This window comes from Leucobacter insecticola, from assembly GCF_011382965.1.
GTDB classification, from domain to species: Bacteria; Actinomycetota; Actinomycetes; order Actinomycetales; family Microbacteriaceae; genus Leucobacter; species Leucobacter insecticola.
This window is the reverse complement of the sequence record NZ_CP049934.1, coordinates 1,440,023-1,465,420: the sequence shown is the minus strand read 5'-3', so window position 1 is coordinate 1,465,420 and position 25,398 is coordinate 1,440,023. Positions and strand designations below refer to the sequence as shown.

The window sequence follows — 25,398 nt, the reverse complement described above, 5'->3', positions numbered from 1 at the left end:
CGGACTATCCACCTGGAAAGCCCTGCGCGCAAACACACGGCCCATGCACGCCCAGCACAGCCAAACACTGCTCGACACCCCTTCCGCTCTCTAGACTCGATTCCACATCTGCCTCGCACGCGCCACCGCTGGCGCGATCGGCAACGTCGCCACTTCGAAGGGAAGAGTGAAATGAGCACTCACACAACTCAGGAATCCGAGATTCACGATCCTGGGCTCAGCAGGAGGACACTCGGCGTCCCCTCAATCACCCTCATGATCATTGCTGCCTCCGCGCCCCTCACCGTGGTGGCCGGCGGAGTCACCACTTCCTTCGCGGTAACGGGTTCCCTCGGAGTACCCCTCGGGTTCCTCCTCATTGCCGTGATCCTCACCCTGTTCGCGGTCGGCTACACCGCGATGGGCCGTTTCATCACCAACGCGGGCGCCTTCTACGCCTACGTGGCACAGGGCCTCGGCCGCCCCCTCGGCGTCGGCGGTTCGCTCGTCGCGCTCGTTTCCTACAACGCGATGCAGGTCGGGATCTACGGTCTCTTCGGGTTCCAGATTTCGGTGTTTCTCGAGGCGAAGCTTGGCTTCGCATCTCCGTGGTGGGTGTGGGTGTTTCTGTGCATCATCGTCGTTGCCGTCCTTGGTGTGAACCGCGTCGATCTCTCGGCGAAAGTGCTGGGCGTGCTCGTAGCGCTCGAGTTCATCGCGGTGATCCTGTTCGACATTGTTTCTTTCACTGCGTCTCCTGAGGGCGTATCTGCCGCAGCCCTCAACCCGAACGCACTGTTTGGCCCGGCGCTTGGCCTGATCCTGGTCTTCGGCGTCGCCGCGTTCATGGGCTTTGAGAGTGGTGCAATCTACGGCGAGGAGGCCAAGGATCCGAAGCGCACCGTGCCGCGAGCAACCTACCTCGCAGTTGCGATCATCGGGCTCTTCTACGCGTTCAGCGCGTGGGCATTCTCCGTCGGGATCGGCCCCTCCCAGATCGTGCAAGCCTCGCAGGAGGCCGGCCCAGACCTCATGTTTGTTTTCATGACCGAGCAGACCAGCGTGATCATCGCCGACATCATGACAATCCTCTTCATCACGAGCCTCTTCGCTGCGCTGCAGGCATTCCACAACGCCGTCGCCCGCTACCTCTATTCCCTCGGACGTGAGGGTGTGATGCCCCACGCCTTCAGTCACACCAGCAAGTCGGGTGCACCGTGGGCCGGCTCGGTCGCACAGACGATCATCGCGATTATTATCGTGGCAGGGTTCGCGCTCACAGGTGACGCCTTCGGCGCGGCAGACGCCATGTTCGGCGAGCTCTCGTTCCTCTACCCGGTTCTCACCATGTTTACGTGGCTCACGAACACCGGAGCCGCAGGTCTCGTTCTCTTGATGGCCCTCACGGCGTTCGCGGTCATCGGGTTCTTCCGGAAGCGCCCCGGCGGGCTGAGCGCCTGGACCACCGTCGTCGCCCCATTTGTCGCGGGGGTACTCCTTGCCGGCATGTTCGTCATGATCCTCGGCAACTTCCCCCTCATGCTCGGGCAAGAAGAACCGGATGCCACCACCTTCGTGCTCCCGGGAATGATCATCGCAGCCTTCGTTATTGGTCTGGCATGGGCGTACGTGCTCCGCGTCAAGAAGCCACACCTGTATTCCCAGATCGGCCACGGCACTGAACCTGGCGCGTATGGCACCGAGCTGATCGGGGTGGTTGGGGTCGAGGAAACCGGGGCGCCGTAGCTCGGTGCTATTTGCTCGCTTCGTGGATCAGCGAAGCGAGCAAAGCCACCCGGGGAGGTACCGAGGCCAGGTCGAGCCATTCGGTGGGACTGTGATCTCCGCCACCCACGGGTCCGAGCCCATCAAGCGTCGGCACCCCCAGAGCCGCCACACGATTCGCGTCCGAGACTCCCCCCGTGTGCGCAAGGCCAGGCTCAAAGCCGAGTTGCTTCGCAAGCTGAAGTGAGGTTGCGGCGAGCGCGTTTCCCGCCGCGCTTTCCTCCATCGGCGCGCAGTAGTCAACTTCGCACACGTCGATGCGGGTTCCCGTGACCGTAGGATCGGCGGCCCGTTCTCGCAGCCGCCCAAGCGCGCCGTCGAGCACATCTTTCTGCACTGCACGCATCTCGACATTCAGGGTCGCACGATCCGGAACCACATTGACCCGATCACCCGCGCGCAACATCCCCACATTCACTGTGAGTCGCTGTGCAGGGTCGGAGAGCTCCTGCAGAAATACGGTGAGGTGGGCTGCTTCAAGTCCGGCATGCGCACCGCGCTCTGGTTCGATGCCCGAATGAGCAGCTACACCGTGAATCGTGATTTCGAGGTCCACTGCACCTTTACGAGCGACAACAAGATCTCCGTTTTCACGGGCACATTCGAGACAGAATGCCGCATCGGCCCCCACCGCAACCTTCTGCAGAGCGGCACCGCCGACCGGAGAGCCAATCTCCTCGTCGGGAGTGAACGCAAGCACGAGTTCACCAAAGTTGTCGGCTCCCGCCGCGATCAGGTGAGCCGCTGCGTGCAAGCCTGCCACGATCCCCGCTTTGTCGTCGGTTACCCCGGGGCCGTGCGCCATCCCATCGGCATCTACCGAAAACGGACGTTGGGCGGCATCGCCGCGCTCGAACACGGTATCCATGTGCGCGAACGTCACGATGCGGCGCGAACCGCTCCCCCGCTTGCGCCCCACCAGCAGATCACCGTAGGCGGGATCCAGCGTCCGACGCTCTACTTCGAAACCCAGCGTTTCGAGCCGTCGTTGCACCCAGTCGGCGACACGGTTCACTCCAGCGGAATCATGCGATCCCGAGTCGATCGACACGAGTTGCGAAAGATCTGTTTCATAAGCTTGGCGGGCGGCTTTGGCCCGGCGCAGCATCTCAATCGCAACCATGTACAAGTCTCCGATCCCAGTTACAATAACGTCCCCGTGCGAAGTACAACGTAGCACTTTCTGAATCAAACGTTTCAGAATTTGAAAAATGGAGCAAATCGTGTAATGTTTCGATCAGCTCAACGAGGAGAATCAAGGAGAATCTCATGCGCCTCATCACACTCGGATCCGCCGCCATCGCTGCTTCCGCAGCCTTCACCCTCGCTCTCACAGGCTGCACGAATGCCTCGATGGACCAAGCAGACGACGCCACAACCCCGGACTCCCCAAAACTGCCGACAGAAACCATTTCACAGCTCGACGCCGACCCTGCGCTCGAAGCACTACTTCCTGAACGAATTCGGACGGCGGGCACGCTGAATATCGCCACTGATCCGACGTACGCGCCGTTCGAAGTGTACGCTGCCGACAACAAGACAGTGGTGGGTCTCGACGCCGACCTCGCCGAGTCACTCGGACAGCTGCTCGGACTCGAGGTCACCTTCGTGCCTTCCGGCTTCGATAACATCATCCCCGGTCTTAGCTCTGGAAAATATGACATGGCAATGTCAGCGTTCTCCGTCACCGACGAGCGCAAGCAGAATGCAGACTTTGTCGTGTACCACCAGTCAGGCAGCGGTATCGCTGTACCCACCGGCAATCCCGACAAGCTTTCAATGGATCCGATGACACTCTGTGGCAAGATTATCGGCGCAGAGAAGGGCAGCACACAGGGCATGGAGATCATGCCCGAGTTCAACAAGCAGTGTGAGGCGGCCGGCAAGGAATCGATCGACATCAAGCTTTTCCCCGGCACTGACAAGGCCATCACCGCGCTCTCCTCGGGACGCGTGCAGGGCGTTGTCTCGGGTGCCACTGGCCTCGGGTATCAGGCAAAGATCACCGGTGCGTTCGATCTCGCAGAGGGCGGAGACTACGAGCCGAAGCCGACCGGCCTGGTACTGCCCAAGGGCTCAGATCTGACCCCGGCGATCACCGCGGCGATGGAGAAGCTCGTGACCGAAAAGCCGTACCACGAAGCGTTCCAAAAGTGGGGCATCAACGATAGCAACGAAGTCGCCCCGGAGCAGGTCGCGGTGAAATAGGGATCTCCCTCGCAGATCCATTCCCACCGCAATCCGAGAGTCGCAAGCATGACTAGCCACACGCTCACGCACCCCATCCTTGACGATACCGATTACACGATCGCGAACAAGAAACACCCGTGGCGCTGGGTGTCCGGCGCTATCATCCTGTTCGCGTTCGGAATGCTGGCATACTCAGCCGCAACGAATCCACGGTTCCGCTGGGACATCATCGGCTTGTACTTCAGGGACACGTCTATCGCGCAGGGTATTCAGATCACCCTGCTGCTCACCGTTGTGTGCATGCTGCTCGGCATTGTGCTCGGGATCATCCTCGCGGTCATGCGCCTCTCGGTCAACCCAATCGTGCGGGGCGCGGCAGGCTTCTACGTGTTTGCGTTCCGGGGGACGCCGGTGCTCGTGCAGTTGCTGCTCTGGTACAACCTCGCAGCCCTGTACCCTGACATTACGTTTGGGCTCCCCGGTGTGCACCTGAACGCCAACCAGATTGTCACGCCCCTCATGGCGGCGATCCTTGGCCTCGGACTGAACGAGGCTGCATATATGTCGGAGATCGTGCGCGCCGGCATTCTCTCAGTGGATCCTGGCCAGTCTGAGGCCGCAGGTGCCCTGGGTCTGAACCGTCTGCAGACCATGATCAAGGTGGTGCTTCCGCAGGCGATGCGCGTCATCATCCCACCGACAGGCAATGAGACTATCGGCATGCTGAAGAACACATCGCTGGTGAGCGTGCTCGCTGTTTCCGAGTTACTCTATTCGACACAGGTCATCTACGCGAAAAACTTCCAAGTGATCCCGCTTCTGCTCGTTGCGAGTATCTGGTACATCATCATGACAACGGTGTTTACGGTGGGGCAGTCCTGGCTTGAAAAGCGATTCTCGCGCGGCTCGACCCGCAACGTGCAGGTGAGCTGGATCGATCGCATTCGCAAGGCGATGCGAACCCACGATCCCGTAGCGACCGGAAAGGTGAGCTCACCATGAGTGAAGCTAAACAAAACCCCATGGTGCGCATGAAGGGTGTGCGGAAAAGCTTCGGATCCCTCGAAGTGCTCCAGGGAATCGACCTGGACGTGGCTCGGGGTGAAGTTGTGTGCCTCATTGGAGCTTCGGGATCCGGCAAGAGCACCCTGCTGCGCTGCATCAACCACCTCGAACAACTCAACGGTGGCCGGATCTGGGTCGATAACAAGGTCGTTGGCTACGATCTGCGCGGCAAGACCCTGCATGAAAAGAGTTACAACGAGATCTGCCGCGACCGCACGCAGACGGGTATGGTGTTTCAGCATTTCAACCTGTTTGGCCATATGACGGTGCTCGAAAACATCACGCTCGCGCCGCGCACCGTCTTGAAACAGAAAACCAGCGAGGTTCTCCCCCGCGCAATGGCGCTGCTCGAGCAAGTTGGCCTCGCGGACAAGGCGAAGGCCTACCCGCGCCACCTGTCGGGTGGACAACAGCAGCGGGTCGCCATCGCGCGTGCCCTCTGCATGGAACCTAAACTGATGCTGTTCGATGAGCCCACGAGCGCGCTCGACCCCGAACTCGTGGGTGATGTACTCAAGGTGATGCGCGACCTCGCAAACTCCGGCATGACCATGGTTGTTGTGACCCATGAGATGGGCTTTGCGCGTGAGGTCGCGGATCGTGTGGTCTTTATGCACGGTGGTCAGATCATCGAGCAGGGCACCCCCGCAGAGGTGCTCGGCGATCCACAACACGAGCGCACCCGGTCGTTCCTCTCGGCGGTGCACTGAGCGATCGACTCAGCCCACCCCGCTTTCTCGTCCAAGCCACGAGCACCCGTTCCGGCAACGCCCCGATGCCCGGATGCGTAAGCGAGGCTCAGATCAGATCAAGCTGCTGCACCGTCTGCTCAATCTGCTCTATGCGATGGCGGGCAGTCTCACCGATCCTGTGCACAAGGGTCTCAAAAATCGCCTCGACAAGCGCCATCACCGGAACCACGGAGTCAAACGGGCCACGCTCTGAAGCGATGCTAGTGAGTACCGCATCAGCCGACTCGTGCCATTTTTCCTTTATACCCCACCACACTAAAGCGGCACGAGTCGGGAGTAAGCGCCGTAGACTTTGTGTGCGCTAGTTTACTCTTGTGATCAATTGATGAGTCCTAGCTGCACATTTTGTCAATAAAAGGGATTAGGGGTTTCGATGTCTTCGGGAACAATTCGCTCGAGTACTGTCGGTGCTGATGCCGCCGTCAATGAGCTTGTTGGCATTGACACTTCTGGGTACCAGGACCAGCAGGTCGCATTCGGTTTCACCAGTGACATCGTTGGGATGGACGCAGGTCGTGACGTCACCAACCAGATGCTTCAGGCCGTCAGCCAGTTTTGCGCTGCGGTGTTGGGGCAGGCGAACAAGTTCCCGGAACTTGCCGCCAGCATTGAGAAGCGTGACGTTGCAGATGCCGAGCGTTGGAGTGATTCATTATGAATGCTGATAGGAGCGGTAACGAACGAATCGGGCTCACCACCCAGATTGCGCATATTGAACGGCAAGCCGACGAATTCTCGGAGCTTCGAAACAACTATCAGCGTTCACTCGAGCAGTTTCGAGAACAATTTCAGGCGTGACACGACGCAGAGAAGCGTCCCTCCACGAGCGCATGCAATCGGGCAGCCGCACTGCGCAGAACGAACTGCAGTCTCGGCAGGAGACGCTTTTTCAAGTGAATAAATACGTCGATGATTCGTTTGTTGAGCTTGAGCAGACGAGTTTGGAAGTCCGGCAGTCCCTCAACGATGCGCGAGAGAGACTGATCCGGCAAAGGAGTGAGTTACCTTGGGAGTAAAGTTCGGAGTCGATGATTCGAGTCGCCTCATCAGTGCGATGCGCAACAATGTTTTGGTGGCGAATTTGATAATTGATCGCCTCTCTGCTGGGGCGCAGCATTTGATCTCACACCTTGACAGTGGTGTCTTGCAGGGTGCCGCCTATACCGCTGGAAGAGGCCTGTTCAGTGATTTGATCATTCCAAGCATTGAGAAGCTTGGCGAGGCTGTTGATGATGTTCACGCCGAGCTTGCATCCTATGAGCACGCGCATTCTGTCCTATCCGTGTACGGAGACCTCGACTCGGACGACCTCACGCAGGCATTACAGGATGCTCGGGATCAGTTCGATCTGATCGAGACTCAGATTCAGATCAACCAGGCGTTCTTGGCCCAAGTTTCGGGTCTTCCAGGTAGCGCAGCATTCAGTGCTGACCGGCTCGGCAATTATCAGGCTCAGGCGAGCCTTGAAGACCTCAAGCGGCAGGTAGAGGCAGAGATTCTAGAGATTCGCACCAAGCTCGAGAAGCTTGAGTGGTTCGTAGCGGATGTGTCGAGATACTTTTCGGACAGTTTGCAGGTGATGCAGCTTGCTATCCGGGCTGCGCTTGAACTGGGCAAGATCGCGGTCGAGGCAGACGGCAGCTACTACACGAGCGGTGTAAATCTTGCGCTCATTCACCAGTTGCGCGACGCGAAGATCACTACCCACCGCGCCCCGCCAAGCAACACCCCTACTGACGCAGTGACCTTTGACGGCCTGAGGTCTGCCTCGGATCTCAGCTACGACAAAATGATGGAATGGCTCGCCTCCGATGAGGGGAGACGGCTTCACTCTCTCTCGCGCGCTGGAACCCAGGACTGTTTGATTTTGTGTTGACTTCAGGGTACGCGCTTGTTGCGGAGAAAAATCTACTGGGTGCCCTAGGGCTTTTCATTAGCCTCATGTGGGAGAACTCCTTGATTGCAGTGGAGGGCGGCAAGACGATCCTCGACAAGTTCGCAACGAATGCGGAATGGGACATGAAACCCTACCTCGCTGAAGAGTTTGATTATGATTTGGGTTATTTCTATCTTCGTGACGAGTATGGCCGGATTGTGCGTTCGGATGTGTTTGGCAACGTGGTCTACGGGTCAATGCTGGCGCACTGGGACGTCGGTCTTGAAAACGCACTTAAGGGCGCAAATATGGGAAGTGCACCTGGTGTCGATGCCGGAGTAGGTGACGACGACCTGGATGACCGAGCTGTGGAATTCGGGTACGAGCTGTACGAGAAGTATCCAAATGGGCTTACTCAAGATCAGTACTACGAGGAGATCGCCAATGCGAACCTTAGCGGGACGTAAGCTGGGACAAGCGCTCTTCGCGGTGCTCGTGTGTTTCTCTCTTTCCGCGTGTTCAGGAAGCCTGTTTACTGAGACAATCAGGTGGAAAGGCGGGACCTTTTATAACGAGTCTGATGGTTTGATTAGGCAGCCTGATTGGCCTATGTCCTTAGAACTGAACCCTGACGGAACGGGCTTTGGGGTCGGCCTTCCGCAGGGGCTTCAAGAAAGCCCAGACAATATTTGCATTAACCCCACCAGCGAGGAACGTTACGATGGGGCAGTAGAGTGGCGGCGAATTTCTGACTATAGATTCGAGATAGCATTTGCGGACTCTCGGTACACGCTCACGAGCGGGCCAGGCAAATTCCTTGCAAACTGGACCGAAGTTCGCATCTACACTTGCCACTGGGGATACGAGTATTGGGCGATGTACGACTCACCTTGACCGTCCGAGTTTCGCGCATCGACGATGCACCTGGAGTTGACACGGTGAAAACAGAAGAATGTGATCTTCGATCGGTAGCTTTTGATGGTGACTTCCATGAGCAGCATCCCGGCAGTTTCTAGGCGGAACGGTCTTTTCGTATGTCGAAGACAGATCTTGAGGCAAGGCCGATGCTTCATCATCAGGGTGACTCGATCGAGGCGCATCTTACGATCGTGTTCTGCGCGCCCGCGATCGCCCGTCATTTGCAAGAACAAACCGGGTAGAGCGTTCGCCGGATCATGAACATACTCAGGCCATTGAGGGATGTCACGGTCGAGATCGGAGGGCAGCAGGTTGTTGCCGTAACACCCGCGACCGTTGATGCTGCAGCAATTCTTGCCGCTCTCGCGTCAAAACCGCACTAAAATGGCACGAGTCGGGTTTATGCACGGTGGTCAGATCATCGAGCAGGGCACCCCCGCAGAGGTGCTCGGCGATCCACAACACGAGCGCACCCGGTCGTTCCTTTCGGCGGTGCACTGAGCGATCGACTCAGCCCACCCCGATTTCTCGTCCAACCCGCGAGCGCGCAACCCAGCAAGGCCGCGATGCCGGCCGCACAAGCGAGGCTCAGATCAGGTCAAGCTGCTGCACCGTCTGTTCAATTTGCTCTATGCGGTGGCGGGCAGTCTCACCAATCCTGTGCACAAGGGTCTCAAAAATCGCCTCGACAAGCGCCATCACCGGAACCACGGAGTCAAACGGGCCACGCTCTGAAGCGATGCTAGTGAGTACCGCATCAGCGTCGGAGGCACAAGGCGAAACCCACTTGTCGGTGATCACTACAACACTCGCTTTTCGAGTTCGTGCGTGATGCACCAGATTGCGGGTGCCACTCTCGTAGCGCCTAAAATCGAAAGCAACAAGCACGTCTTTCGCGTCGAATCCGGCCATCGTCGCGCCGCGCAGACTCGCCATTTCTGGCACCATCTGCACGTGTGAACGAAGCTGCTGCAGGCTCGCCGAGAGGTACTCCGCAAGAAACAAGCTGTAGCGACCCCCAACGAGCCAAATGCGACGCTTGGGGTTCGCAAGCAGTTCAATCGTGGTCTCGAAATCATGCGCAGAGACACCTGCGAAGGTCGCACGCAAATCATCAACAGAGGAGTCAACAAACACCGCCAGGTCACCTGCGGGTGCTACCCGGTTCGTACTGGTTCGTTCATACAGTGTCGTAGGTGAGGCACTTCGCTGCTCAAGCTCACCCCGAAGCGCTTTCTGAAAGTCCGGGAACCCGCTGTAGCCGAGACGCGTCGCGAACCGCACAACGGTGGCCCCGCTCACTTCGGCCAAGTCGGCCAAACCGGCGACCGTTTCGAATCCAGCGACCGGGTACGCAGCGAGCAGAGTGCGCGCTACCTTGCGCTCGGAGGGCGTGCAGTCGCCCATGCGTTCGCGGATCCTGGAGGCCACGGTGTCCTCAGCAATTCTGACGCCCTCAATGTACGGATTCGACTCGCGCATGTGATTCGGCATTTCAGCCTTTCGCTCTCAGTAGATATCGTCTGCTGCAATAAGCTTCGCTGCTCACTACTTCGACAATGGCTGTGGCGAGTCTACCAACGTGATCGGCACGCAAGGGGCTATACCTTGCGTTTCGAAACCCCAGCCATAACCTGAAACATACATTTCCACCTTGAAGGAATACGCTACATATGAAACACTTGAGTCTGCGCGATGAAGCCAGGTTTCTCGCGCTTTCCCCTCAACGCCGAGACCGGAGAACGATTTGTCTTCTTTCATACGCTCACGTCGCAGAACACTCACCGTCGCACTTGCCGCTACACTCAGCCTGGGCACAATTGCAACAGCTCCGACACCCGCAAGTGCGGCACCTTCCCAGGGCCACATTGTCCTCATCGGCGGTGCCATTAAGCCAGGCGACACCCCAAGTGAGGTAATCATTCAGGAGGTCGTCGACCTCGCGCAGGCCCACGCGGGTGCTGGCAACACACCGCGCATCGCGATCCTGACCGCTGCATCTTCCCCCGCCCCCAGCGCAGAAGAAGCGGCGGACGGTGACACCTACGACAACGCCAGCGCAAATGGGCTCTATTACAAGAAGTGGTTCGAGGCACACGGGGCGGAGGTGTACCCAGTGCCGATCGATGTCAACCCGACCGAGGATTACCCCGGAGACCCGTACACCGCCGCAAACGCATTCGACGCAACGGTGGCCAACATGATCCGAAGCTCTGATGCCGTGTACTTTGGTGGCGGTGATCAGACTCGCTACGTTCGTTCACTCCTGAGTTGCACTGCTCCGGATCAGAGCTCGGCAGACAGGTTCGCTTACACCACGTGCACTGACACTCCCGCAATGACGGCGATCCGCGAGGTTGTTGAAAGTGGCGGAGTGACCGCGGGCACGAGCGCGGGACTCACGATCCAGCAAGGTCCCGACATGATCTCGGGTGGGGATCCCTACCAGTCCTGGCGAGACCCGGCCGTCGCCGGGTGGTTTGACGAGGACAGCCCGGAGGCGTCAACGCTCACTTATATTCCCGCAGGAGGCCTCGGCTTCTTCACCGAGGGCCAGCTCGACTCGCACTTTGCCCGGCGCGATCGCCAGCCCAGGCTTGTAAAGCTCTCGCTCGAAACCCAACACGAACGAGGATTCGGAGTCGAAGAGAAGACAGCTCTGGTGGTTGACCGTGCAGCCCGCACCGGCAAGGTTATCGGTGCCCTCGGAGCCAGCATGCTCGACGTCTCAGAAGCGACCTTTGACGGCAAGAGCGCCGCGGGAGTGCGTTACTCCTACTTTATGACTGGATCCACGATCGACTTCGCGACCGGTGCCATCACACTTGCCGGCACCGAACGCACCGGCGTTGGCAGTGGTCCCGCGCCCGCTGTGGAACCAGACATCTGGAAGTCGTACGAGTGCGACTCAAACCCCTACATTTTCGGCACACTGAGCTTGGCACAGTCGTTCGTAAAATCGAGTACCTCACGAGCCTCCGGCGACAGCTGCGACGCCCTCGCCGAGTCGCCTCGATTCCGCACGACGTTCAATCGCGACGAACGCACGCGATGGAGTGACGATGGCAGTTTTGTAGACATCGCCATGTCGATCGCCGAAATCCCCTCGTTCACCGCTGCCGCCTCAATTTCGGGACCGACAAGGTTGACCGAAGGCGACACCGCCAGTATCGCCGTTTCGGTCACCAATACGGGAGGCACCTCTCTCACGGACTTCACTATCAACGGCGCTCCCACCACCGCCACGACAGTACTGCCTGGATCTACGGCGGTCTTTACCTTCACACACGCCGTAGCGGAGGGGCCACAGACCATTCGCGCGACAGTCACCGCGAGTGCAGTCGACACCAACGGCTCTGACCTGAACATGACTACCGATCCGCAAGCCGTAGCACTGGAGCTGCGAGGCGCTGCGAAGCTGGTCGATCCTGACCGTCCTGAGAAGCCTGGCCTGGAGAAACCAGATTCAGAGACCCAGGCCAAGGATCTCGCTCCCACGTCACAGACTCATCAACTAGCCGCCACGGGGGATCCTTCACCGCTGGCACCCTTGGGCCTCGCCTCATTACTCATGGTCGCCGGGGCGGTTGCGCTTTCGGGCCAACTGAGAGTGCGCACCAAATGAAGCGATACTAGCTCGTGTCCGGTCCCCCGGACAGCACAGCACTGATCCGCATAGCCACCGCAAGAAATACCCGCTGAGATGGAGGTATCGGATCGCGCTGACGCACCATCGAGCAGCAGCGCTCAGCGAAAGGATTCCCATGGCCCTCCCCGGCGCCCGCCCCGTCCGTGCCCCCCGCGGCACCGAAATCTCAGCGAAGAGCTGGCAGACCGAAGCCCCGCTTCGCATGCTCATGAACAACCTCGACCCCGAAGTTGCCGAACGTCCCGACGATCTCGTGGTCTACGGCGGCACCGGACGCGCGGCGCGCAGCTGGGAGGCCTACGACGCCATCGTCGACACGCTGCGCGACCTCGAAGAGGACGAAACCCTGCTCGTACAGTCAGGCAAGCCCGTCGGCGTCTTCCGCACCAACGTCTGGGCGCCGCGCGTACTCCTCGCGAACTCCAACCTCGTAGGCGACTGGGCGACGTGGCCCGAGTTCCGCAAGCTCGAAGCCGAGGGCCTCATGATGTACGGGCAGATGACCGCGGGATCGTGGATCTACATCGGCACTCAGGGGATCCTGCAGGGCACCTTTGAGACCTTTGCCGCGATCGGCCGCAAGCTCGCGGGACTTCCCGGTGCCGCCGACAAGGGTCTCGACGGCACACTCGCCGGCACCATTACGCTGACCGGTGGTTGCGGCGGCATGGGTGGCGCCCAGCCCCTCGCAGTGACGCTGAATAACGGTGCCTGCCTCATCGTGGATGTCGACAAGACCCGCCTCGATCGCCGCGCGGGCAAGCGCTACCTCGACGAGGTCGTCACCGATCTCGACGAGGCCCTCGCCAAGGTCCAACAGGCCAAGACCGAGCGTCGAGGCTGGTCCGTCGGGCTCGTGGGCAACGCCGCCGAAATCTTCCCCGAGATCCTGCGCCGCCAACTCGCGGGCGAAATCAACATCGATATCGTCACCGACCAGACAAGCGCCCACGACCCTCTCAGCTATCTGCCCGTCGGCTACACGGTCGCGGAGTGGCAGGATCGCGCCGCACAGGATCCCGAAACTTTCACCCGCGACGCCCAGTCGTCGATGGCCGCGCACGTCAAGGCGATGGTGGAGTTCCAAGACGCAGGATCCGAGGTCTTCGACTACGGCAACTCGATCCGCGACGAAGCCCGCAAAGGCGGCTACGCCCGCGCCTTCGAGTTCCCCGGCTTTGTGCCCGCCTACATTCGGCCCCTGTTCTGCGAAGGTCTTGGGCCGTTCCGCTGGGCTGCACTCTCCGGCGATCCCGAAGACATCCGGGTTACCGATGAGGCAATCCTCGAGCTCTTCCCCGAAAATGACCACCTGCGCCGCTGGATCCGCGCCGCACAGGAGCGCGTCGAATACGAAGGCCTGCCTGCCCGCATCTGCTGGCTCGGCTATGGTGAACGCGCGAAGGCAGCCGTGCGATTCAATGAGCTTGTCGCCGAGGGCAAGCTCAAGGCGCCGATCGTCATCGGACGCGACCACCTCGATTCCGGATCCGTAGCCTCCCCCTACCGCGAGACCGAGGCGATGGCCGACGGGTCAGACGCGATCGCGGATTGGCCACTGCTCAACGCACTCACCGCCGCATCCTCGGGTGCAACCTGGGTCTCCCTGCACCACGGCGGCGGAGTCGGGATCGGCCGCTCTATCCACTCAGGGCAGGTCTCCGTGGCAGACGGGACCCCGCTCGCCGCGGAAAAACTGCAGCGGCTCCTCACGAACGATCCGGGTATGGGGGTGATCCGGCACGTGGATGCGGGATACCAACGGGCCGCCGATGTGGCTCGGGATCGTGGAGTGCGGGTTCCAATGGATCCCGTGATTCGGAACACTGATACAGCGTGGTAATCCCCGGGGATCCGAGGGGCTGACCCGGTTCCATCGCGACGTTGCGTCTTCGAGATGTGCAAATCGCACATCGCTCTTCCGCAAAAGCGACAGAACCGGGTCAGCCCCTCGGATCCCCTCACGTATATGCGAAGGTAAGAACTATGACTTCACTTCTGATCGACAACATCGGTGAACTCACCACCAACGATGATGGTGTGGAAGTTGGCGGACGCCTACACAACGCCGCCATCGTCATCGAGGGGGAACGCGTTGCCTGGGTCGGGGCGGCAGCGAACGCGCCGGCGACAGACGAGCAGTTCGATGCGGGCGGGCGGGCGGTGCTGCCCGGATGGGTGGACTCGCACACACACATGGTGTTTGCCGGAGATCGCACCGCGGAGTTTGAAGCGCGCATGGCCGGCGAGACGTATGCCGCGGGCGGCATCAATGTGACCGTGGACGCGACGCGGGCAGCAACGGACACGGCACTCTCCGAGAATCTTGCGCGCCTCATCGCGGAGGCCAGGCGCGGCGGCACCACCACGATTGAGACCAAGACCGGCTATGGGCTCACCGTCGACGACGAAGTGCGGGCCGCGAGAATTGCCAGCGAGCACGTCGATGCAGTGACATTCCTTGGCGCGCATGTGGTCCCGCGCGGCAGCGATCCGACAGCGTACCTCGATCTCGTTACCGGGCCAATGCTCGCCGCCGTGGCACCGCATGTCAGCGCGGTCGACGTGTTTTGCGAGACGGGTGCCTTTGACGAAGTCGCCACCAGACGAGTACTCGAGACCGCACGCGCGGCAGGGCTCGCCACACGTGTACACGGGAACCAGCTCGGCCACGGCCCCGGAGCTCTGCTCGCGGTCGAGTACGGTTCACTGAGCGTCGACCATCTCGGCTTCCTCTCCCCCGCTGACTTTGACGCGCTCGCGGGTTCTTGGTCCGGGTGGGAAGCAAGATCGGGATCCTCGCCTCGCGGCACCGTGGCGACCGTGCTTCCCGCCTGCGACCTGTCGACGCGGATGCCGCTCGCCCCGGCGCGCGAGCTCCTCGACGCAGGCGTGGTCCTCGCGATTGCCTCGAACTGTAATCCCGGCACCTCCTACACGAGCTCGATGGGCTTTAGCGTCGCGACTGCCGTCTTACAGATGGGCCTCACCATCACCGAGGCAGTGCGGGCCGCGACGCTCGGTGGCGCGATCGCCCTCGGCATGCACATGGACGGCTGGATCGATCCGCGCGGCATCACGCAAGCTGCCGTCGGCAGGATCGCCCCGGGATCCCGAGCCGACCTGCAGCTACTCGAGGCGCCCTCGATCACTCACCTCGCTTACCGTCCCGGCATGCCCCTCACTTCAGCCGTCTGGCGTGCGGGCACACGCGTCATGTGAAGCTAGTGCCCTGCGCAGGGGCCGGCTCCGCCTGATCCAGCGCTGCTTGATCCCGCGCTGCCTGATCCCGCGCTGCCTGATCCCGAACACACGCCAGAACCAGCCCGACCGCCATCAATCCAGAGATCAGCGAGGTGCCGCCAGCCGAAACAAACGGGAGCGGCACCCCCAGCACCGGCACGAAGCCAAGCACCACCGACACGTTGACGACCATCTGCGTTCCAAACCAAGCAACCGCACCCCCCATCACCGAGACCGAGAATACATCCGTGCATCGCGCCATGATCGCAACCAGCACGATACAGATCGCAACAAACACCAGAATCAACGTCATCGCACCGAGAAGTCCGACTTCCTCGCCAACAATCGCGAAGATGAAGTCAGTCTCCGCCTCCGGTAGCCACTGCCATTTGGCCCTCGAGTTGCCGATCCCGGATCCGAAAAGCCCGCCGTTCGCGAGCGCCCAAAAGCCGTTCAGCGACTGCCAACACATTCCTGCCGCGTGCTCAGGATCGTTGAGGCAGTCGATTTCGAAGAACTGCGCCACTCGAAACACCCGGTTGGGTTTGATCAGCGTCATCAGCACGATCCCGAGCACCGCAACCACCGCGATCGCGCCCAGGATCCGCCACTTCACCTGCACAAAATAGAGGCAACCAAACACAAGTGCCGCGATAATCACGAGCGTGCCAAGGTCTCCGCCGAGCACGTTGATGCACATTGACGCTGCCACAACCGGCAGGATCGGGATCACGACGTGCTTCCATTTTCCAAGCAACGGCCGTTTGGCAGCCAGCACCGTCGATACCCACAGAAGCAGCACAAACTTCATGAACTCCGCCGGCTGAGCCGAGATCGGCCCGAGACGCAACCAGTTCCGGTTTCCTCCGGCTTCATAGCCGAGCGGGGTGTACACGAGCAACTGCAAGACAAGTCCGGCTAGAAGCAGCGGCCACGCAAGCCTGCGCAACTTGACGAGCGACATCTGAGAGATGACGAGCGCCAGACTCATCCCGATGAGCGCGTAGGCCCCCTGCCGAAGCACCCCACCGAGAGGATTCCCACCGGCCGCAATCGCCGTCACCTGCCCCGCAGACTGCACCATAATGATGCCAACACCGACCAGCAGCCCAACAAGCGCCACGAACGCAATTGCTAGCGATCGCAGCGGGCTGGGCGCCGCAGGTAGTACTCCAAAGAGCAGCGCTGAGTCGCGAGGGGGAAGGTCGATCCGGCTCTGTATTAGCCGCGACACGTCAGTTCACGCAGGGCATCGAACCGGCACGAATTGGCTGATCCGAAGACTCGTACACTGTGAGCCCCGAGTCGGAGGCCGGTGGCGCAGGATCCGCTGCGGCAGGATCCTCACCGGGTTCACCTGCTTCCCCGGCACCAGCATCCTCAACGCCCTCGTCAGCGACGTCGACGCCAGGCGTCTCCCCCGCTTGCACGGCGTCGAAGTAGCTGCCGTCAAGAATCGAGGCGACAATGCTCCGGATCTGTTCCTCGTCAACGAGATTGACGGAAGCGCCGTTGATCATGTCAAAGCGTACAATCGGCAAAGTGACGAATTGCACGCCGCTTTGTGCGACCTCCTGCGCGATCCTCACGAAACCGAAAGCGTCGAAGTTGGTGTCAAGCGCAACGTAGTTCTGGGTCACTTCGGCGAGCGAGGCAATGGTTGCCGGGTTCGTAAGCGTCGACTTCTGCTTCAGCTTTTCAGCGAGACTGACGAGAAATGCTTGTTGGCGTCTGGAACGATCCAGATCGGTGAGGAACGGCCCGTCCTCACTCGTGTCCCGCCGCTGCCGCACAAAACTCATTGCCTGCTGCGCGTCGAGCTCCTGCACTCCCGCGGGAAAGTATGCACCGGAGTAGACGTCCTCTGTCGCCTGGTTGAGGCACACCTTGATCGGGGCGACGGCCTGCGCGATCTGGTAGAAACCACCCATCGTCATCTCGATAAAATGATCGATCCGCACGTCGCCCAAAAACTTGGAAACAGTCTCGATCTGCGTCTGTCGACCCGCTGCCCGTGCCTCCTGATAGATCTGCTCCTCGCTCATATTCTCGCTGCCATAGAGCTCACCGAGTCGCTGCTGCAAACCGAGACCGTAGGCTTCCTTGATCTTGGAGTTGGTGACCCCGAGTGGGGCTCCGGCGATTTCGACGTAGTCGTCTCGCGGAATCGCAATACCTGTGGTGCGCGAGCGATCCTCTGGAATGTGCAGCAGGATCAGTACGTTCGCGTTGTACCCGCCGTCAGCTCCGTTACCCGCGTGCAGGGCTTGGTACATCTCCTCCGGCAGAGGGTTCCCGTTTTGGTCGAGGCGGCTATCGAGCCCCATGATGAGGATGTTCTGTTCACTCGTGTCGGTCGCGATCCCGGGCAGGTTCGGCAGTTCGAAGTCTGATCGCACGATGTTGTCGTCAATACTGCGAAGTGTAATTGCGGCCACAGCGGCCGTCGAGCCCATTACCACCGTGACCGCAACTGCGATCGTCGTGAGTAGTCTGCGGCGGCGAGTAGGTCGCTTCATATGGCGAAGGGGCGCGCCCTCAGCAAGCTTTTGGTTCATGTGTTCTTCCGTTCCCTCAAATAGTCGATCGATTTGCCCGGAGGGGGCAGCTACACGACTGCTAAGGGAGGGGAAGTCGGCACCTCAAGGAACGGCGCAGGGGGAAGTAGACATCGAGCGAATCTGGCGACCCGGTCAGTTGTGACGAGGGGTAGGCACACTTCACTGGCGCTGAAACCCAGAGCACTGGCAAGGCTGTGGGTTGGCGCAATGAGCGCATTCTGGGGCTCAGGATCATCATCACTCACGGGAGCGTTTCCATCTTCGATGGGTTCGCTGAACACCTGCGTGTACGCTTCTGCCTGCAGGATGTCGATCATCCAAAATGTCGGTGTGGCGACGACGAGTGCGAGCTGCAACACGAGCACGAGAAGTATTGGTCGCCTTGTCATGTGACCTCCCCTGCCGTGATGATCATTTAGGGATCCGAAGCCCCAAAACCCGAAGTCCCGAGACTAACAGTGCTAGCTGGGTCAACCATGCATCGGCGCATGACATACCCTACGTATATGAATCAGAGCGACGCGACTCCCCGGATCGAAAATGTCCTACTACAACACCCGGTCATCGCGAGTGTAAAGAACGACGAAGATGTCGCCGCTGTGCTGGACACAGCGTGCCCCGTCATATTTGTGCTGTTCGGATCGATCATCACGGTCCCCCGCATTGTTGAGACCCTCAAGAGCGCTGGACGAACGGTCTTCGTCGATGTGGATCTGATTGACGGGTTCTCCAACAGGACCGTTGCTGTTGACTTCCTGAAACAGCACACTCGCACCGACGGTGTGCTCAGCACAAAGGCAATGATGGCAAAACACGCGAAGGCCCTCGGGCTCCTCAGTATCCACCGAGTATTCCTGGTGGATTCCTTCAGCTACCACAGCCTTCCCAAACAAGTGGGTATCTCGGGAGCCGACGCGGTGGAGATACTCCCCGGCTGCATGCCGAAGGTCATTTCCTGGGTGCGAGAGGACACTGATCTCCCCATCATTGCGGGCGGCCTCGTGTGCGACAAAGAGGATGTGATGAGCGCGCTCGGCGCGGGAGCTATGGCTATCGCATCATCAAACCGTGACGTCTGGAGCATGTGATCCGCGACTTACAACGCCCAGGGGCGTTTGTGACAATCTACAACCCCGGTGTCGCGCATGGACACGCGCCTGGAAGACGTGCTATGTTCCACACAGAACTTAATACGCCCTCCGATGAACTTCGGAACGGTTGCTAGAGACTCAGAGAACAGCGACCTCCCCCACCACAGGGAGTTTGCTGTTCTTTTTTTGTACCCAAATCAAGTTCCAGACGGACCAGGAAGCTCAACCACTAAAGGAAACTCTCCAGTGTCAAACACCACGCAATACCCCACAACAACATCGCTCAGCCGCGAAGAGATCGTCGCTGCCTACACCGCCATGTTGGAGCCTGCGCGCGTCATCACCGACGAGCAGACGCTCAAGGAAAACAGCGTCGACCGCTACTACAAGGTCGAAAACATCTTCGGCACCTACTCACTGCCGCTTCCCGCCGCGGTTGTGAAGCCCATCAGCACCGAAGAGGTCGCAAAGGTGCTGGTCTTCGCCAACGAGAACCGCATCAATGTCGTGCCTAAGACTGGTGGCAGCGCCACCGAGGGCGGTCTCGAGACCGTCGTGCAGAACTCCATCGTGGTCGACGGCTCGCTGATGAACGAGATCCTGAACATCAACACCGAAGACATGCTCGCCACCGTACAGTGCGGTGTGGGCCTTGAGCAGTTGGAAACCGAGCTGCGCAAGATCGGATACACCACGGGCCACTCGCCGCAGTCGAAGCCGCTCGCTCAGTTTGGCGGCCTTGTGGCAACGCGCTCCATCGGACAGTTCTCGACGCTGTACGGCGGCATCGAAGACATGCTCGTCGGTGTCGAGACCGTCTTCCCGAACGGCGAAATCTGCCGGATCAAGAACGTGCCCCGTCGCGCAGCCGGCCCCGACATCCGCCACCTCGTGCTCGGCAACGAGGGCGCGCTCAATTTCATCACCGAGGTCAGCGTCAAAATCTTCCGCTACTACCCCGAGAACAACCAGTTCTACGGCTACCTCCTTGACGACATGAAGACGGGCCTCAAGGTACTTCGTGAGGTCGTCACCCAGGGCTTCCGCCCCTCGGTCGCGCGCCTCTACGACTCCGAAGACGGTCTCTACCACTTCAAGCACTTCTCAGACGGCCGCTGCGTTCTTATCTTCGTCGCCGAGGGCCCCAAGGGGATCGTCGAGGCAACGGGCACGGCGATCGAGCAGGCGGTTGCCAAATTCGACGGTCTTGACCGGGTCGATGGCGCGCTCATCGAGGAATGGTTCAATAATCTCAACTGGGACGTTTCGAAAATCGAGGAAGAGCGCGTCGAAATTCGCGAAACGCTTGTCAACGGCTTTACGACCGAGATCTCGGGCAACTGGAGCGTGATCGGCGACATCTACGAGAACGCCATCGCGCGCATCCGTGCTGAGATTCCGGCCCAGTTCACTCTGCTTGGCGGGCACTCCAGCCACAGCTACCTCAATGGCACCAACATGTACTTCGTGTACTACTACAAGATTGATGTGGATCCCACCGAGGAGCGTACGGTCTACCACGACCCGATCCAGAACATCATCGTCGAAGAGACGCTGAAGCTTGGCGGATCCATGTGCCACCATCACGGTGTCGGCAAGCACCGCACGCACTTCCTGGCTGAGGAATATGGCTCCTCGCTGTACATGCTTGAGACTCTGAAGTCGGCGTTCGATCCAAACGGCATCATGAACCGCGGCACCATCTTCCCACTAGAGAAGTAGGAGCCCTCTCAAGCTACTTGTGCGGGGTGGGATCGCCACAAGGCTCGCCTACCCCGCACGAGCAGCCGCCAAGCCCCCACCCCCCTACCCGTTTGCCCCTCGCTTTCACTGATTTGAAAGGTTCATCATGACTGAACTCAACATTGCCGACTTCGGCGCCGATTTCTTCTCGCTGCGTGGCAAGAACGCAATCGTGACGGGCGGAAATTCGGGGCTGGGTCATGCCTTCTCGGTGGCCCTGGCTAAGCTCGGCGCGAACGTGCTGGCGGCGAGCGTGATGCCGGATGACGGAGAGACGAAGGCACTCGTAGAGGGCGCCGGATCGAAGTACTCATACCTCGACGCCGACATCACTGCGAAGGGCATGCCCAAACAGATCGTGGAGCGCTGCGTCTCCGAATTTGGCAGTGTCGACATTCTGGTCAACAGCGCCGGGCGCTGCATCAACGAGCCCGACGTGCTCAAGTTCACCCGCGAAATGTGGGATCCAATGGTCGCGCTCAACCTGACGGCTGCTTTTGAGATGTCACATGAGGCCGCGAAGTTCATGGTTCCTCAGCGCAGCGGCAAGATCATCAACATCTGCTCCGTGTTTACCTTCTTGGGGGGCCGCTGGTCACCGGCTTACACGGCGACCAAGCATGGCATCGCTGGGCTCACACGGGCCTACGCCGATGAGCTCGGCGGCTTCGGGATTCAGGTGAACGGGATCGCCCCGGCTACTACGCGACGCCACTCACCGCGGAAACACGCGCCAATCCCGAAGCAAACCAGCGTATTCTGGATCATATTCCGGCCGGCCGCTGGGGACAGACGCAGGACCTGATGGGAGCGACTGCTTTCTTGGCCAGCCGCGCCTCCGACTATGTGAACGGACATATTCTGAGCGTCGATGGCGGCTACCTCGTGCGCTAGCGCGCGGGACTCAGCACACAGAGATAGTCGAGCAGCGCAATCATGGCAAAAAAGTACCTCATCGGTATCGACGGAGGGTCCCAAAGCACTAAGGTCGTCATTTTCGACACCGAGGGAAGCGTCGTTTGTGAATCCTCGGAGAAGCTAGCCCCGATGCACACACCGGGTGCTGGTGTGGTGGAGCACCCAGACGATGATCTCTTCACCACGCTGGTGAGCGCGTCGTCAAGAACGCTCCGGAAGTTCACGGACGATCACGGTGGCAATCTCGCCGATATCGTGGGCGTTGGGCTGTGCACGATCCGCTGCTGCCGCGCACTCGTGCGCTCCGACGGCATGCTCGCGGCCCCTGTGCAGAGCTGGATGGACATCCGCCTCTCGAAACCGTACGAGCACGAGTCCGATGACGTCGCCTACGTCACGACCACTTCTGGCTACCTTATGGGCCGCATCACAGGAAGCTTCACGGACACCGCCGCGAACTACATTGGCCCCTGGCCGATGGACGTGCGCACTTGGGACTGGTTCACCGACCCTGAGGCGTTTGCGGCCTGGGGCATTCCTCGAGACATGCTCTACACGCTACAAAAGCCCGGAGATATCGGCGGGTACGTGACCGCCGAGTTTGCCGCCGCAACCGGCATTCCGGCAGGCCTCCCTGTCGTGCACACCGCAAACGACAAGGCAGCTGAAGCACTTGGCGCCGGCCTTCGCGACGAAAAGGCCGCACTCGTCTCCCTCGGCACCTACATCACCGCGATGGTCGTCGGATCGAACGTGGCGGAGTCTCCACAGGCGTACTTCACAAACTTCGCCTCCGAACCCGATCGCTACATGTATGAGAGTGCTGGTATTCGCCGCGGTATGTGGACCGTATCGTGGCTGCGCAATCTGGTCGGGGCAGAAGTCACGCAGGGAGCGGCAGAGCTCGGGATCGGCGCCGAGGAGTATCTGAATCTGCTCGCGGCCAAGGTGCCTGCCGGATCCGACGGCCTGATGTGCGTCCTCGATTGGCTGGCCTCGCCCAGCCAGCCGCACAAGAAGGGCATGTTTATCGGTTTTGATGAGCGCCACGGCTACGCCCACATGTACCGCTCGATCCTTGAGGGCATCGCCTTCCGCATGCGGCAAAACGTCGCCGAGATGGAGGCGGAGCTAGGCACCAGAATTGAGAAACTCGTGATCTCTGGCGGTGGTGCGAACAGCGACGTGTGCATGCAGATCTTTGCTGATGTCTTCAACGTGCCTGCAGCAAGAAACGAAATGCGCGGCGCGGCCGGCCTGGGCGCCGCTATCTGCGCTGCCGTGGCCTGCGGAATCTACCCAGATTTTGATGTCGCTACCTCGCGCATGTCTCGAGAGGCCGAAGTCTTCACCCCAAACCCTGCAAATACCGGACTATACGCGGAACTCGGCGAAGTCTACGCAGATATCTCTTCGCAGACCGACGCGCTGCTCGAACGAACCTCTCAGATCCTTTCCCACCACTAGGAGCCACCCCTTATGTCCAAGCTCGCATCGAAGAAGATCTTCGAGCTGTCTCTGCTCATCCTTGCCGCTGGATCGATTTATCCGCTGGTGTACCTCCGGCAAAACTTCGAAAAGACCATCCTCACGCTGTTCGATATCAGCCAAGCAGAACTCGCGAGTTTGTACGCGACTCTCGGGATCATCTTCATTGTCGGCTACATTCCCAGCGGCTGGCTCGCGGATCGTTTTTCCGTCAAACTGCTGGTGATTTTCTCACTGCTCACCACGGCGGCAACCGGTATCTTTTACGCTCAGATTCCCGATAGCGCGTTTTTGCTTCCCATCTTCTTGGTCTGGGGTTTTGCAACGGTATTCACATTCTGGAGCGCGATCCTGAAATCGGTGAACCTCCTCGCGGATGAGAGCGAGGAAGGACGCTACTTCGGCGCGCTCGACGGCGGCCGCGGTCTGGTCGAGGCGGTGCTTGCGAGTCTCGCGATCGGGATCTTTAGCTGGGTCGCCGGGGCCGGAGCCCACTCCTTTGCCGATACGAAGGCCGGGTTCCAAGCGGTCGTCTATATGTACTGTGGCGCAATCATCCTGATTGCGGTCGCGTTGTTCTTCCTGATGCCCAACCGCAAAGAGCAGCTCGCGCGCGCGGCAGCATCTGTCACGGCTCCGGTCGAGGAGTCAAAGCAGTCTGTGTTCTCAGCGTTTGCGCAGATCCTGAAGATCCGCGAGGTGTGGGTGATGATGTTGATCATTTTCTGCGGCTACACGCTGTTTTGGGCACACTACTACTTTTCCGGCTACCTCAACGTGAATCACGGCGTGGGCCAGGTGGGCGCGGGCGTGGTCACCGTGATCGTGCTGTGGATGCGACCGATCGGTGGCTTCGGCGGCGGCTTCCTTGCCGACAAGTACGGCCGCTCACGGATTCTCTCCATTTCGATGTTCGTCACGGCAGCGCTGCTCGTTACGCTCGCGCTGCTTCCCGGTGGCGCGCCGCTCGGGCTCATCTACGTCCTTATCGTTGCCGCGGGCCTACTCGTCTACGTGATTCGCGGCGTGTACTGGTCAGTTCTTGACGAGACGCGCGTTCCCCCGGCCGTTGTGGGTATCGCGATCGGCGTCATCTCGTTCTTCGGGTACCTCCCCGACCTCATCATTCCGTGGATCAGCAACGCGATTTACAACGGCTTTGGCGACGACGTTGCAGGGGCAAACGATGTGTTCTTCATCGTCAGCGCGGGCATTGGCGTGATTGGTGCGCTTGCCGCGATGTATTTCTCGTTACTTGTCAAGCGCCGTAAGACGCAAGACACGCTGACGGCACCTGCTTCGGATCCCACAGCACCCGCCGAGGAGTCTGAGCCAGCTTAGACGCCCCTAGGCACCCCGCCCATGGATTCGCGCGGACAGCGTCTCAGCGGTCTCGCGGACCGTGTTGGCGAGAGCCGGGAGATCCGCCTCGGCCACGCTACCTTCCACGAACGTCACTGCAATCGCTGCCACCGGCCAGCCACGGTGATCGAGCACCGGCACCCCACCGATTCAAAGCCTTCTGATACCGATCCACGTTCCACGGCAAAGCCTCTGGTCTGTGTCTCGTCGAGCACCGAGCGCAGGCGCGAGTAGCGGTCAATGCCGTCAGCGTTTGCGAGGCGGTGCACGAACGCCTCGCGGTTCGGGAACAACGCGCGAACCTGAGCTTTGGGGAGCGCCGCGAGGATCGCGCGTCCGCTCGCGGTGAGCGGCATCGGAAGCCGCACGTCGACATCACTCACGAGCGAGGGCGCTCCCGGTGCTCGCTCCTCAATAATGTAGAGCACATCGCGCCCGTGCGGCACGGCGAGGTGGCAGCTCTGATGCACGCGATCTACGAGCCCGGTAATGAGTGGGCGACCCAACTGCGCAAGTGGCTCCTGCCGCGCGTAGGCGGAGCTGAGTTCCATGGCCGCGATCCCGAGGCCGTACCGCTTTTGCTCCGGCAGATGCATGACGAAACCGTGATCCTGCAACGTCGAAAGCAGGTGGTAGGCGGTGGATCGCGGCAACTCGAGTCTGGCGGCGATCATGCTCGCCGCCATCGGGCCGCGAGACCTGGCGAGCAGGCTCAGGATCCGCAAGGTTTGGTCGGCCGCGGGGACCTTCACTTGGCTCATGCTCGCATTCCTCCGGT

20 protein-coding genes and 3 pseudogenes are annotated in these 25,398 nt (G+C 60.2%); 16 read left to right on the top strand and 7 right to left on the bottom strand.

Annotated features, from left to right (window positions below; translation table 11 throughout):
* The first annotated feature begins 171 nt into the window (after positions 1-171).
* A complete protein-coding gene (locus G7067_RS06685) occupies positions 172-1,725 on the top strand; it encodes an APC family permease (RefSeq protein WP_244300984.1) in 1,554 nt (517 codons plus the stop codon).
* A gap of 7 nt (positions 1,726-1,732) precedes the next feature.
* On the opposite strand, the gene G7067_RS06680 is transcribed toward G7067_RS06685, so the two are convergent.
* Complete coding sequence (locus G7067_RS06680) at positions 1,733-2,887, bottom strand: M20/M25/M40 family metallo-hydrolase (RefSeq protein WP_166322946.1); 1,155 nt, start codon at positions 2,885-2,887, stop codon at positions 1,733-1,735.
* A gap of 146 nt (positions 2,888-3,033) precedes the next feature.
* Between G7067_RS06680 and G7067_RS06675 the strand changes: the two genes are divergently transcribed.
* From G7067_RS06675 to G7067_RS06665, 3 genes are read left to right on the top strand one after another with little or no spacing between them, the layout of a single operon-like run.
* A complete protein-coding gene (locus G7067_RS06675; protein ID WP_166322944.1) occupies positions 3,034-3,972 on the top strand; it encodes an ABC transporter substrate-binding protein in 939 nt (312 codons plus the stop codon).
* 48 nt (positions 3,973-4,020) lie between these two features.
* Complete coding sequence (locus G7067_RS06670) at positions 4,021-4,956, top strand: amino acid ABC transporter permease (protein WP_166322942.1); 936 nt, start codon at positions 4,021-4,023, stop codon at positions 4,954-4,956.
* Positions 4,953-5,729, top strand: a complete 777-nt coding sequence (locus tag G7067_RS06665) for an amino acid ABC transporter ATP-binding protein (protein WP_280115695.1) — start codon at positions 4,953-4,955, stop codon at positions 5,727-5,729. The genes G7067_RS06670 and G7067_RS06665 overlap by 4 nt, the downstream gene beginning before the upstream one ends.
* A gap of 88 nt (positions 5,730-5,817) precedes the next feature.
* Here the strand turns inward: G7067_RS06665 and G7067_RS13780 are convergent, their stop codons facing one another.
* Positions 5,818-6,027, bottom strand: a complete 210-nt coding sequence (locus tag G7067_RS13780) for a MurR/RpiR family transcriptional regulator (protein ID WP_205881081.1) — start codon at positions 6,025-6,027, stop codon at positions 5,818-5,820.
* A gap of 117 nt (positions 6,028-6,144) precedes the next feature.
* On the opposite strand from G7067_RS13780, the gene G7067_RS06660 reads away from it, so the two are divergent.
* The 4 genes and pseudogenes from G7067_RS06660 to G7067_RS15195 form a co-directional block, all read left to right on the top strand.
* Positions 6,145-6,429, top strand: a complete 285-nt coding sequence (locus G7067_RS06660) for a TIGR04197 family type VII secretion effector (RefSeq protein WP_166322940.1) — start codon at positions 6,145-6,147, stop codon at positions 6,427-6,429.
* 414 nt (positions 6,430-6,843) lie between these two features.
* A complete protein-coding gene (locus G7067_RS06655) occupies positions 6,844-7,647 on the top strand; it encodes a hypothetical protein (protein WP_166322938.1) in 804 nt (267 codons plus the stop codon).
* An 80-nt stretch (positions 7,648-7,727) separates the two neighbouring features.
* Positions 7,728-8,114 carry a polymorphic toxin type 44 domain-containing protein gene (locus G7067_RS06650; RefSeq protein ID WP_166322936.1) on the top strand — a complete coding sequence of 129 codons (387 nt, stop codon included), beginning with the start codon at positions 7,728-7,730 and terminating at the stop codon, positions 8,112-8,114.
* A 552-nt stretch (positions 8,115-8,666) separates the two neighbouring features.
* Positions 8,667-8,948, top strand: a pseudogene (locus G7067_RS15195) (IS1634 family transposase); the annotation flags it as partial.
* Between the two features lie 205 nt (positions 8,949-9,153).
* Here the strand turns inward: G7067_RS15195 and G7067_RS06640 are convergent.
* Complete coding sequence (locus G7067_RS06640) at positions 9,154-10,059, bottom strand: MurR/RpiR family transcriptional regulator (RefSeq protein ID WP_166322934.1); 906 nt, start codon at positions 10,057-10,059, stop codon at positions 9,154-9,156.
* A 253-nt stretch (positions 10,060-10,312) separates the two neighbouring features.
* Between G7067_RS06640 and G7067_RS06635 the strand changes: the two genes are divergently transcribed.
* The 3 genes from G7067_RS06635 to G7067_RS06625 all read left to right on the top strand — a co-directional run bounded on the left by G7067_RS06635 (position 10,313) and on the right by G7067_RS06625 (position 15,436).
* Positions 10,313-12,190 carry a cyanophycinase gene (locus G7067_RS06635; protein ID WP_166322932.1) on the top strand — a complete coding sequence of 626 codons (1,878 nt, stop codon included), beginning with the start codon at positions 10,313-10,315 and terminating at the stop codon, positions 12,188-12,190.
* Positions 12,191-12,329: 139 nt separating this feature from the next.
* Positions 12,330-14,057, top strand: coding sequence for a urocanate hydratase (gene hutU / locus G7067_RS06630; RefSeq protein WP_166322930.1), 1,728 nt, complete (start codon positions 12,330-12,332; stop codon positions 14,055-14,057).
* 143 nt (positions 14,058-14,200) lie between these two features.
* On the top strand, positions 14,201-15,436 hold the full coding sequence (locus tag G7067_RS06625) for an amidohydrolase family protein (RefSeq protein ID WP_166322928.1): 1,236 nt from the start codon (positions 14,201-14,203) through the stop codon (positions 15,434-15,436).
* Here G7067_RS06625 and G7067_RS06620 read toward each other — a convergent pair.
* From G7067_RS06620 to G7067_RS06610, 3 genes are all read right to left on the bottom strand, one after another.
* On the bottom strand, positions 15,429-16,580 hold the full coding sequence (locus G7067_RS06620; protein WP_166322926.1) for an FtsW/RodA/SpoVE family cell cycle protein: 1,152 nt from the start codon (positions 16,578-16,580) through the stop codon (positions 15,429-15,431). The two genes, G7067_RS06625 and G7067_RS06620, sit on opposite strands and share 8 nt — an antisense overlap.
* A gap of 112 nt (positions 16,581-16,692) precedes the next feature.
* Complete coding sequence (locus G7067_RS06615; protein WP_166322924.1) at positions 16,693-18,015, bottom strand: LCP family protein; 1,323 nt, start codon at positions 18,013-18,015, stop codon at positions 16,693-16,695.
* 50 nt (positions 18,016-18,065) lie between these two features.
* Positions 18,066-18,407 carry a hypothetical protein gene (locus G7067_RS06610; protein WP_166322922.1) on the bottom strand — a complete coding sequence of 114 codons (342 nt, stop codon included), beginning with the start codon at positions 18,405-18,407 and terminating at the stop codon, positions 18,066-18,068.
* A gap of 117 nt (positions 18,408-18,524) precedes the next feature.
* Here G7067_RS06610 and G7067_RS06605 point away from each other — a divergent pair, with 117 nt between their 5' ends.
* The 5 genes and pseudogenes from G7067_RS06605 (at position 18,525) to G7067_RS06585 (ending at position 24,599) form a co-directional block, all read left to right on the top strand.
* The gene (locus G7067_RS06605) at positions 18,525-19,106 is read left to right on the top strand and encodes a glycerol-3-phosphate responsive antiterminator (RefSeq protein ID WP_166322920.1); all 582 of its coding nucleotides are present in this window, start codon (positions 18,525-18,527) and stop codon (positions 19,104-19,106) included.
* A gap of 249 nt (positions 19,107-19,355) precedes the next feature.
* Positions 19,356-20,831 carry an FAD-binding oxidoreductase gene (locus G7067_RS06600; protein WP_244301309.1) on the top strand — a complete coding sequence of 492 codons (1,476 nt, stop codon included), beginning with the start codon at positions 19,356-19,358 and terminating at the stop codon, positions 20,829-20,831.
* Between the two features lie 127 nt (positions 20,832-20,958).
* Positions 20,959-21,746, top strand: a pseudogene (locus G7067_RS06595) (SDR family oxidoreductase).
* 42 nt (positions 21,747-21,788) lie between these two features.
* The gene (locus G7067_RS06590; RefSeq protein ID WP_166322918.1) at positions 21,789-23,237 is read left to right on the top strand and encodes an FGGY-family carbohydrate kinase; all 1,449 of its coding nucleotides are present in this window, start codon (positions 21,789-21,791) and stop codon (positions 23,235-23,237) included.
* 12 nt (positions 23,238-23,249) lie between these two features.
* Positions 23,250-24,599, top strand: coding sequence for an MFS transporter (locus tag G7067_RS06585; RefSeq protein WP_166322916.1), 1,350 nt, complete (start codon positions 23,250-23,252; stop codon positions 24,597-24,599).
* 6 nt (positions 24,600-24,605) lie between these two features.
* On the opposite strand, the pseudogene G7067_RS06580 reads toward G7067_RS06585, so the two are convergent.
* Positions 24,606-25,381 (bottom strand): annotated as a pseudogene (locus tag G7067_RS06580) (IclR family transcriptional regulator).
* Between the last annotated feature and the right edge of the window lie 17 nt (positions 25,382-25,398).

Excerpts from the sequence above, each read along its gene's own strand:
- G7067_RS06685 (WP_244300984.1), top strand. The coding sequence starts at position 172 with ATGAGCACTCACACAACTCAGGAATCCGAGATTCACGATCCTGGGCTC.
- G7067_RS06680 (WP_166322946.1), bottom strand. The coding sequence starts at position 2,887 with ATGGTTGCGATTGAGATGCTGCGCCGGGCCAAAGCCGCCCGCCAAGCT.
- G7067_RS06675 (WP_166322944.1), top strand. The coding sequence starts at position 3,034 with ATGCGCCTCATCACACTCGGATCCGCCGCCATCGCTGCTTCCGCAGCC.
- G7067_RS06670 (WP_166322942.1), top strand. The coding sequence starts at position 4,021 with ATGACTAGCCACACGCTCACGCACCCCATCCTTGACGATACCGATTAC.
- G7067_RS06665 (WP_280115695.1), top strand. The coding sequence starts at position 4,953 with ATGAGTGAAGCTAAACAAAACCCCATGGTGCGCATGAAGGGTGTGCGG.
- G7067_RS06660 (WP_166322940.1), top strand. The coding sequence starts at position 6,145 with ATGTCTTCGGGAACAATTCGCTCGAGTACTGTCGGTGCTGATGCCGCC.
- G7067_RS06640 (WP_166322934.1), bottom strand. The coding sequence starts at position 10,059 with ATGCCGAATCACATGCGCGAGTCGAATCCGTACATTGAGGGCGTCAGA.
- hutU (WP_166322930.1), top strand. The coding sequence starts at position 12,330 with ATGGCCCTCCCCGGCGCCCGCCCCGTCCGTGCCCCCCGCGGCACCGAA.
- G7067_RS06625 (WP_166322928.1), top strand. The coding sequence starts at position 14,201 with ATGACTTCACTTCTGATCGACAACATCGGTGAACTCACCACCAACGAT.
- G7067_RS06615 (WP_166322924.1), bottom strand. The coding sequence starts at position 18,015 with ATGAACCAAAAGCTTGCTGAGGGCGCGCCCCTTCGCCATATGAAGCGA.
- G7067_RS06610 (WP_166322922.1), bottom strand. The coding sequence starts at position 18,407 with ATGACAAGGCGACCAATACTTCTCGTGCTCGTGTTGCAGCTCGCACTC.
- G7067_RS06605 (WP_166322920.1), top strand. The coding sequence starts at position 18,525 with ATGAATCAGAGCGACGCGACTCCCCGGATCGAAAATGTCCTACTACAA.
- G7067_RS06590 (WP_166322918.1), top strand. The coding sequence starts at position 21,789 with ATGGCAAAAAAGTACCTCATCGGTATCGACGGAGGGTCCCAAAGCACT.
- G7067_RS06585 (WP_166322916.1), top strand. The coding sequence starts at position 23,250 with ATGTCCAAGCTCGCATCGAAGAAGATCTTCGAGCTGTCTCTGCTCATC.